The organism is Vibrio sp. Vb1574 (genome assembly GCF_033338675.1).
In genome coordinates, this window is the sequence record NZ_JAWOTC010000070.1 from 1 (window position 1) to 8072 (window position 8072).

General features: G+C 43.5%; 7 protein-coding genes and 1 pseudogene. 7 read left to right on the forward strand and 1 reads right to left on the reverse strand.

The features are described from left to right. Positions 1-419 precede the first annotated feature (419 nt). The 6 genes from R7O12_RS23190 to R7O12_RS23215 all read left to right on the forward strand — a co-directional run bounded on the left by R7O12_RS23190 (position 420) and on the right by R7O12_RS23215 (position 6530). Positions 420-965, forward strand: coding sequence for a spore coat U domain-containing protein (locus tag R7O12_RS23190; protein ID WP_005375099.1), 546 nt, complete (start codon positions 420-422; stop codon positions 963-965). A gap of 39 nt (positions 966-1004) precedes the next feature. Next, positions 1005-1502, forward strand: coding sequence for a spore coat U domain-containing protein (locus R7O12_RS23195; protein WP_318126434.1), 498 nt, complete (start codon positions 1005-1007; stop codon positions 1500-1502). 20 nt (positions 1503-1522) lie between these two features. Continuing rightward, complete coding sequence (locus R7O12_RS23200) at positions 1523-2278, forward strand: molecular chaperone (protein WP_318126431.1); 756 nt, start codon at positions 1523-1525, stop codon at positions 2276-2278. Further along, positions 2278-4704, forward strand: coding sequence for a fimbria/pilus outer membrane usher protein (locus R7O12_RS23205; RefSeq protein ID WP_411913087.1), 2427 nt, complete (start codon positions 2278-2280; stop codon positions 4702-4704). Before R7O12_RS23200 ends, R7O12_RS23205 begins: the two co-directional genes overlap by 1 nt. Beyond that, positions 4701-5669, forward strand: coding sequence for a spore coat protein U domain-containing protein (locus tag R7O12_RS23210; protein WP_318126432.1), 969 nt, complete (start codon positions 4701-4703; stop codon positions 5667-5669). Before R7O12_RS23205 ends, R7O12_RS23210 begins: the two co-directional genes overlap by 4 nt. Before the next feature lie 141 nt (positions 5670-5810). Then, positions 5811-6530: a carbonic anhydrase gene (locus R7O12_RS23215; RefSeq protein ID WP_065275478.1), complete on the forward strand. Its 720-nt coding sequence runs from the start codon at positions 5811-5813 to the stop codon at positions 6528-6530. Positions 6531-6602: 72 nt separating this feature from the next. Here R7O12_RS23215 and R7O12_RS23220 read toward each other — a convergent pair whose 3' ends face one another. Further along, positions 6603-7706 (reverse strand): mechanosensitive ion channel family protein, encoded by a 1104-nt coding sequence (locus R7O12_RS23220; RefSeq protein ID WP_005375107.1) that lies wholly within the window; start codon positions 7704-7706, stop codon positions 6603-6605. A gap of 300 nt (positions 7707-8006) precedes the next feature. On the opposite strand from R7O12_RS23220, the pseudogene R7O12_RS23225 reads away from it, so the two are divergent. Beyond that, positions 8007-8072 (forward strand): annotated as a pseudogene (locus R7O12_RS23225) (XRE family transcriptional regulator); the annotation flags it as partial.

Genomic DNA, 8072 nt, shown 5'->3' on the forward strand with positions numbered 1-8072 from the left:
TGGCGCTGGACTAAACAAAGGCCCCCTTTTAGGGGGCTCACACAAAGCCACCTTCTTTAGAAGGTGGTAATTTACTTCATGAAGATTCTTGTTTCGGGAAGAAATGGTCGCCAATCTTTTCTAAACTTCTCGTGTCGTTCTGCTACTTTTTTTAGATTTTTTCCACTCAACTTCACCCTACCTTCTAACTCATTGTCGATTCTGTATTTGGAATAAGATAATAACCATTTGTTTTTAGTGGTTATTTTTTAGCATTACATGCTTAAAAATCGTCACTTTTAAGTTTAATATTTTTATTTGCTGTTCGTCTTTATCCTTATCCTGCTTCTTTTTATTGTTTTACATTTTATATGCATTTGGTTTGTCATAATTGAGCTATAACTAATAAAAAGGTTACCGATATACAGTGGAATGTAAAAATGGAGCTTTATATGAAAAGATTTTATCTGATGATGCCTCTGCTCTTAACCTCATTTAGTTGGCAAGCGAGTGGAGCGTCAGTGAGCGGTACGATTGATGTTTCAATTAACCTTGTACAAGGTTGTGTGATTAATGGAAACAATGCGGTAGATGCAGCTTCTGGCGTTGGCTTTGGCTCACTCGCCTTTGGAGACGTGCCTGCAATCTTCAGTGAACAAGATGGTGTCGTAAATGGTGGTAGTGCGACGGGTATTGAAGTGCTTTGTAGTAACGGTGTGACACCGACGTTTACATTGGGCACCGGATTGTATGATGCAAGTGCGACCGTTGGTACCTATGCGATGTCAAATGGCGCGCAATTTATTGATTATACGTTGTTTACCGACTCAGACCGAAGCACACAAATTATACAAGGCGGGACGGTAGCTCTGTCTGAATTTACTAGTGCAACATCGCAAACTATTGAGCTTTTTGCGAAAGCTTACGGTACGAGCAGCATTGCCGGTACATACTCCGATACCATCAGTGTGACGCTAAGCTGGTAAAACGTGACGCTGGTTGTTAGGAGCTTTTCACTTGTCGCGATGAGTTTGTGTTCTTTAACTGTGCTGGCTGATGCGACACAAACTTTTCAGGTGTCTGCCATCGTAGATACAGGTTGTTTGATTAACGGCGCAGTACAAGAAGAAAGCCCAACCCAAGCCGGGCAAATAGGTACGTTAGATTTTGGTGAGCATTCTTCAGTTTACGTGACGGAAGTACAAGGCAGCATCACTTACAGTTCATCACTCACATTAAGTTGTACTCCGGGTATTACGATGAATGTTTCCGTAAATGGCGGGATGAATGCATCGGATGGTGTACGTAAGTTAAAGCACAGTGAAGAAGCGACAACGGTAGATTATTTTTTGTTTCAGGATCTAAATTATACGCAGGTGCTTGATATTGACACGCAATATTCCGTCGATACTGACCAAGACCCAGATAATATTCAGTTTCCTATCTGGGCAAAGGCGACAATAAATGGGAATGAAATGGCTGGAATTTATATGGATACGCTTACGCTGACATTAGAGTGGTAAGTGAACTTTGGAGGGGTGAAATGGAATTCATACTCAAAAAACTATTATTAATAACCTTCCTTTTTGTTTTTTTCTCAAATGCCAACGCTAACTCATTATTAATTTGGCCGATTTACCCCAAAATATCAGAGGAGAGTAATGCAACATCACTTTGGATGGTAAATAAAGGCAGTGTTGATTCTTATTTACAGGTGAGAATTTTTAAGTGGGAACAAAACGAAGGAGAAGATAGTTATTCAAGTCAAAGCCAGTTAATTGCAACTCCTCCGTTTGTCAAAATTGAACCAGGTGAAAAGCAGTTAATCCGCATCATCAACCAAGATGAGGCCTCTGCGGGTAAGGAGTATGCATACCGAGTGATCATAGATGAATTACCGCCAACTCAAAACCCTCAAACAGAATTGACGGAAAATGAACTCGCTGTCAAAGTCCGAATGCGTTACTCGATACCTTTGTTTATTTACGGGAAAGGGCTGACTGATACTCAAAAACCAAACCGTGACAGTGAATTATGGGGTGATTTACAGGCACAGTTTATTAAGAAAAATAATCAGCGTTTTGTTCACATTAAAAATTCAGGAAAACACCATGTTCGCTTAGTGAATTTACAGTTGAATCTACCAAATAAAGATCCTGTCGTTATTTCCGATGGACTAGCTGGCTATATTCTTCCTGAACAGTATAAGGTTTGGTCTATTCCCCATAGTAATGTCAGACCCTTGAGTTTGAGCGCGAATATTGGAGGTAAACGTTACCAAATATCATTGAAGCAATAATGAATAGATTTAATACAATGAATGCTTTCTTTTGGTTGGTATTACTTAGCGTAACGTGGAGCAGTATTGGTCTTTGTGCAAATTCAGCAAACCACTTCTCTGAGCTACCGAGTCCTGAAAATTTCTCATTAGAAAAGTTTGAGAATATTAGCCTCAATCTGGAGTTGGTGATCAATCAAAGAGCAACAGGGCTTGTTGCGAAAGTTGAGCGAGTTGGCGATCAGTTCTTTTTGCTCCGGGAGGACCTCATTTCAGTTGGGGTTACCGCCACGTCGTTGCCTGGAACCGAAGAGAGACTTGAGGTTACGTCTATCCCAGGTGTTAACGTGCGTTACTTGCAATCGTCATTGCAACTTGCAATTGACGTACCGCCTAATTGGTTACCGATGCAGAGCTTATCAGCGCAGGATATGGGGCGATTTTCCCCGGCTCAGTTTGGGCGTGGTGGCCTGCTTAACTACAACGTATTTGGTGTGTACGAGAACGAAAGCCGACAAAAGGAGGTTTCTATAAATCATGAAGTCAGAGCCTTTTCTGAGTTTGGCGTTTTTTCTACTACCGGGATATTTAAATCTAACTTTCATCGCGATGTTCAGTCCCAGCAAAGCAGCCAGTACACTCGTTTTGATACGAGTTACGAGTACGTCAATCAAGAGAAGCGAATTCGTATGGAGGTAGGGGACTATATTGTTCGCCCTTTATCTTGGAGCCAACCAGTAAGACTGGCGGGTATTCAGTTGTCGCATGATTTCTCTATGCGTCCGGATGTCGTGACGACGCCGTTACCTGCATTTTACGGTGAGGTCACAGCGCCCACTACGTTAGATTTGTTTATCAATGGCTTTAAAACTGACTCAATGAATGTTGGGCCCGGTCCTTTCATTATTAACGATATTCCAATGCTCTCTGGTGCTGGGGAAGCAACGGTAATTGCAACGGATGCTCAAGGTAAGCAAACGGTCATGACCAGCCCATTTTTTCTCTCTTCCGATCTACTCAAGACCGGATTTACATCTTACAGTGCGAGTATTGGTGCGATCAGAGAAAATTTCGGTAATGCATCTAACGACTATGGAGACGGTGGCGTGGTTACCGCTCTGCGTCATGGCATGACTGATTGGTTAACATTAGAAGCTCAAGCTGAAGCAAAAGATGACCTGATCGTTGCGGGGCTGGGCTTTGTCACCAATGCTTTCAACTTGGGTACGGTGGATGCCTCGTTTCGTGTGAGTAATTTTCAGGATCAATCGACCTCATATGCGCTAGGTTATAGTTATCAGTCTCGGCTGTTTAGCTTCGCTGCTCGAACTCAAGTAGAACAAGCCGACTTTTATACCTTATCTCATTTACCAAATTACGAAATGCTCGATGAAGGCAAGGACGCTTCACTCGCGTCGCGCCATCTATCACAAATCAATATGGGAGTCCGTTTGGGAGATTGGGGCTCACTTTCTGGTGGGTACTTTGATATTCAACAATCCGACTCAGATTCACGTACCCTAAATCTCACTTATAGCTACGCTCTGCCTTTTAATATCAATATGTCCCTTTCTTACAATCATAGTATTGGTGGTCAGAGTGTTACGTTGGCGCAATTCTCTCTACCTTTCAGTTCTTTGGGGGGAAGTTCGGGGCTAACGCTGAAAAGAGAGGACGATGGCGATGTGCGAGGGCGAGTGGGTTACAGCCGCCTTGCGCCAATACGAGGTGGGTGGGGCGTCAATTTAGCGCATGATTTTAACGAACACCCAGAAAACCGTAAACAGGCTGATTTGACCTACCGTGCGTCATGGGCGCAGTTCAGAGCGGGGTTAAATGGCACCAGTGGCGACTATGATTATTTTGCGGAAATGGCAGGTTCGGTCTCTACGTTGGATGGAGAAATATTCCCGGCGAATGAAGTGTATGACAGCTTTGCGGTAGTGAGCACCAGTGGTTTTGAAGGTATTCCGGTTAAATATGAAAATCAAATTGTCGGAGTGACAGACGATGAAGGTTACTTACTTGTTCCTTGGGCTACGGCGTATTACACCGCCAAATATGAAATCGATCCACTTAATTTACCTGCCAATGCTGCGTTTTCCGCAACAGAGCAGTTTGCTTCGATACATTCGGGCTACGGCTACCTGTTAGAGTTCCCAATAGAGCTACAAATTGCACTGAGCATGACGGTGGTAGACGAAAATCATTTGTTCCTTCCGATTGGTACATATGGCCGCTCAGAAACGGGCTTAACAAGCCAAATTGGTTGGGATGGTTTTACGTACTTTGAAGGCGTTGACCCAGGCCGCTATATTCAGTTTTATCCTCAAGGACAGTCGCCATGTAAAGTGTTTATTGAGGGGTTGTATCAGCGTGACAGTCAAAAAATACAAACATTGCCTGAGCAGGTTTGTATCAAAGCCGAAGAAGAGACCGCACTATGATTTTGCGCAGCTGGTTTGCTAGCCTACTTCTCTTTTTCTCGTGCTCGACAATGGCTTGTCAGCTCACGGCGGCAGCACCTTTAATCTTGTTTGGCAATGTTTCTTCGTTTACTGTTGCAAGCTCTCAGCAGCAAAGCTCAGCTCAGCCTCATGCGGGGATTATGTGTGACTTTTCTACACTTGTGTCTTTGTTAAGTGGCGACTACGTATCAGCAACGTTTAACAGTATAAATAATGGTTTGCTATTAAATGAGGATGATCCGAGTTCGGAGCTCAGCTATCAGATTTTTGGCGATCCAGGTCTTTCACAAGAGTATGTATTCGGCCAAACTTACAATTTTTTTGAAATCGGGTTACTCGATTTACTCGGGTTGTTTGGCACTCAAGCCGAGTTTCCGCTCTATGCTCGGACGGGAGTGGGTAGTAATCTTTCCGCTGGGACTTACAAAGACCAAATCACCGTATCCTGGATTTGGGATTACTGTAAGGGTATCGGGGTTCTAGGGGTATGCATTGGCCGCGCCAATGGCAGCGCTCAAAGCGTGATTACGGTTGAGTTGGAAGTGACCCCTGATTGTATGATCACAGCGCCAGATATTGATTTTGGTTCGTCCCCATTAGTGGCCGGTTTTGAACCAGTCAGTCAGGTTATATCGTTAACTTGTACCAAGAATAGTTCCTTCTCCATTGGCTTGAATGACGGCCTAAATGCGTCCGGCGGTCAGCGGCGAATGATTTCTAGTGGTCACTATTTGGAGTATGAAATCTATAAGTCATCAACGATGGAGCGCTGGGGAGGCACCAGTTCTGAACGTCGTGAACACGGTGACGTCGATACTGGCGGCTCCATTCCGGATGGTATCACTCCACAGAATTATAATTATCGCGCGCAGATACTAACCAGCCAAACGACCCCTCCTGCAGGTACTTACACCGACTCAATAATCGTTGACGTTCAATTTTGAGCATCATGTCAATTACATCATTAGAGGCTTCTATTCCAAAAATCTTTTGTAATCATAGTTTTCACTCTGTCACTGCTTAATTTTGTGAGATTAGTATGGCTTTATTCTCACGGAATTTAACTTTCAGAAATAAGGAAAATGATGAAGAAGTCACTAACAACATTAGGTTTGGCACTGGTATTTACAGGAACAGCTTATGCAGCAAGCTGGGGCTACGAGGGAAACCATGGGCCAGCTCATTGGGGTGAGTTTGCATCTGAGTGCGCGAAAGGTCAAAACCAGAGCCCAATCAACATTGAATCGGCGACCGAAGCGAAGCTAGAAAAATTGAATTTCGACTACGAAGGTAAGGCAATTTCACTGCTGAACAACGGTCACACTTTACAGACTGGTTTAGAAGGTAAAAACACACTCACCATTGATGGTAAAGAGTTTATGTTGAAACAGTTCCACTTCCATACGCCATCTGAAAACCATGTGGATGGTAAAGAATACCCATTAGAAGTACACTTTGTGCATGCCGACAAAGTAGGTCATCTAGCTGTTGTCGCGGTGTTCTTTAAACTGGGTGACGCGAACCCAGATCTAGCTAAGATGCTAGCTAACATTCCAACTAAAGATCAAGATGTTACCATCAAGGTTCCATTTGATGCTGATGCCCTTATCCCAAGTGATAAAGACTACTACCGCTTTAACGGCTCACTAACGACACCGCCATGCTCTGAAGGTGTACGTTGGTTGGTGATGAAAGAAGCACAAACTATTTCTCCTGAGCAGATAAAATCTTTTTCGGAAGTAATGGGGAAAAACAATCGCCCAATCCAACCGCTGAATGCACGTATGGTGTTAACGCAACAATAACCACTTCATGCGAAGAAAAATAAAAAGCCCGCTTAAACACAGCGGGCTTGATTATTTGGGTATTGGTGAGAACTAGAAGCCGTGATCTTCTTGCTCTTCCGCTTTTACCATTTGTATAGGATCAAGCTTAAGCGTCTGAGTAGGGAACGCGATATCTGCATCGTGTTCTTTAATGATGTTGATTACCTTAAGCAGTATGTCCTGCTTAACCTCATGGTATCTCACCCAATTCACGGTTTTAGTAAAGGTATAGATAAAGAAGTGCAATGATGATGGACCGAATGTATCGAAGTTGACGATAAGTGTTTGGCGTGCATCAATGTCTTTGTGATTTTTCAGCATTTCTTTTACCGCGGTGATAATTTGCGGCATTTTTTCAGCATCGTCGTAACGAAGTCCAATTTTTTCGTAGATACGTCGGTTCAGCATGCGAGATGGGTTTTCTACGACAATGCTGCTAAACACTGAGTTTGGCACATACAGTGGACGCTTATCGAAAGTTCGGATAATGGTCATACGCCAGCCAATGCGTTCTACCGTCCCCTCTATTTGTCGGTCTGGAGAACGGATCCAATCGCCAACTTTAAATGGACGATCGAAGTAGATCATAAGACCTCCAAAAAAGTTAGACAGCAAATCCTTCGCCGCTAAACCGACGATCAAACCACCAACACCACCGAAGGTAAGTAGGCCCGATAGTGACAGACCAAATGCCTGCATTACGGTTAGAATTCCGACGGTAATAAAGAACAGGCGCGCGACCTTAGCTATCGCTTGTACTGTTGTTTCATCTCGGTTCTTTTGTTCGAGAACATGCTCTTCAACATTGGTAATGAGCCGCATAACGGTCCATACGAAGATGCTGATGATTAAAATCAGTTTCAGCGTACTTAACCAGTTTATTTTATCGTTGAGCTCGCTCTCTAATATGATGCCGATAGAGACGGTTGCAGGCCAACACCAAATGAGTGTACTGACTGGCGCTTTTAGCGCATCAAGCAACATGTCATCCCAGTGGAAGGGCGTTTTCTCTACGAGCGCAGCGAGGCGAGAGCGAATCAGCCGCCAAGCTATCCAAGCTATAAAGCTAGCGAGCGTAATGAAAAGGACGCTTCCACTCCAATTTTGATGAGACGTTTCAATGTAGCTTTGTAATTCGGTAAACCACTGTGGCATATGTAACTTATTTCTAGTGAACCATGGAAGGAAAGGTAGCAGATATTACTCCTTCACCCCAGTGATTTCCTTTAAATCATTTACTTATGTCTAAACCGCCGAGATGGACTTTTCCTTCCAATGACAAGAGAGTTACCTTTACGTTTTGCTGAGCGACCGCCTCATGCATGTTCAGAGGTACGCTACCAATGATTGAGGGTTGATATTTGGACGATCAATTATAACTTCTCTGACTTATCGCTAACATTTATCTTAAGTAAGTGTGAGAGTGTATTGACTCTTGAATTAGCGGAGGCAGATATGGAATTTACAGAGCTGGATCGAAACGCGCTCTACGACATCTGGATGTCACAAAAAGCCAAAATG

Excerpts from the sequence above, each read along its gene's own strand:
- R7O12_RS23220 (WP_005375107.1), bottom strand. The coding sequence starts at position 7,706 with ATGCCACAGTGGTTTACCGAATTACAAAGCTACATTGAAACGTCTCAT.
- R7O12_RS23190 (WP_005375099.1), top strand. The coding sequence starts at position 420 with ATGGAGCTTTATATGAAAAGATTTTATCTGATGATGCCTCTGCTCTTA.
- R7O12_RS23215 (WP_065275478.1), top strand. The coding sequence starts at position 5,811 with ATGAAGAAGTCACTAACAACATTAGGTTTGGCACTGGTATTTACAGGA.
- R7O12_RS23205 (WP_411913087.1), top strand. The coding sequence starts at position 2,278 with ATGAATAGATTTAATACAATGAATGCTTTCTTTTGGTTGGTATTACTT.
- R7O12_RS23195 (WP_318126434.1), top strand. The coding sequence starts at position 1,005 with ATGAGTTTGTGTTCTTTAACTGTGCTGGCTGATGCGACACAAACTTTT.
- R7O12_RS23200 (WP_318126431.1), top strand. The coding sequence starts at position 1,523 with ATGGAATTCATACTCAAAAAACTATTATTAATAACCTTCCTTTTTGTT.
- R7O12_RS23210 (WP_318126432.1), top strand. The coding sequence starts at position 4,701 with ATGATTTTGCGCAGCTGGTTTGCTAGCCTACTTCTCTTTTTCTCGTGC.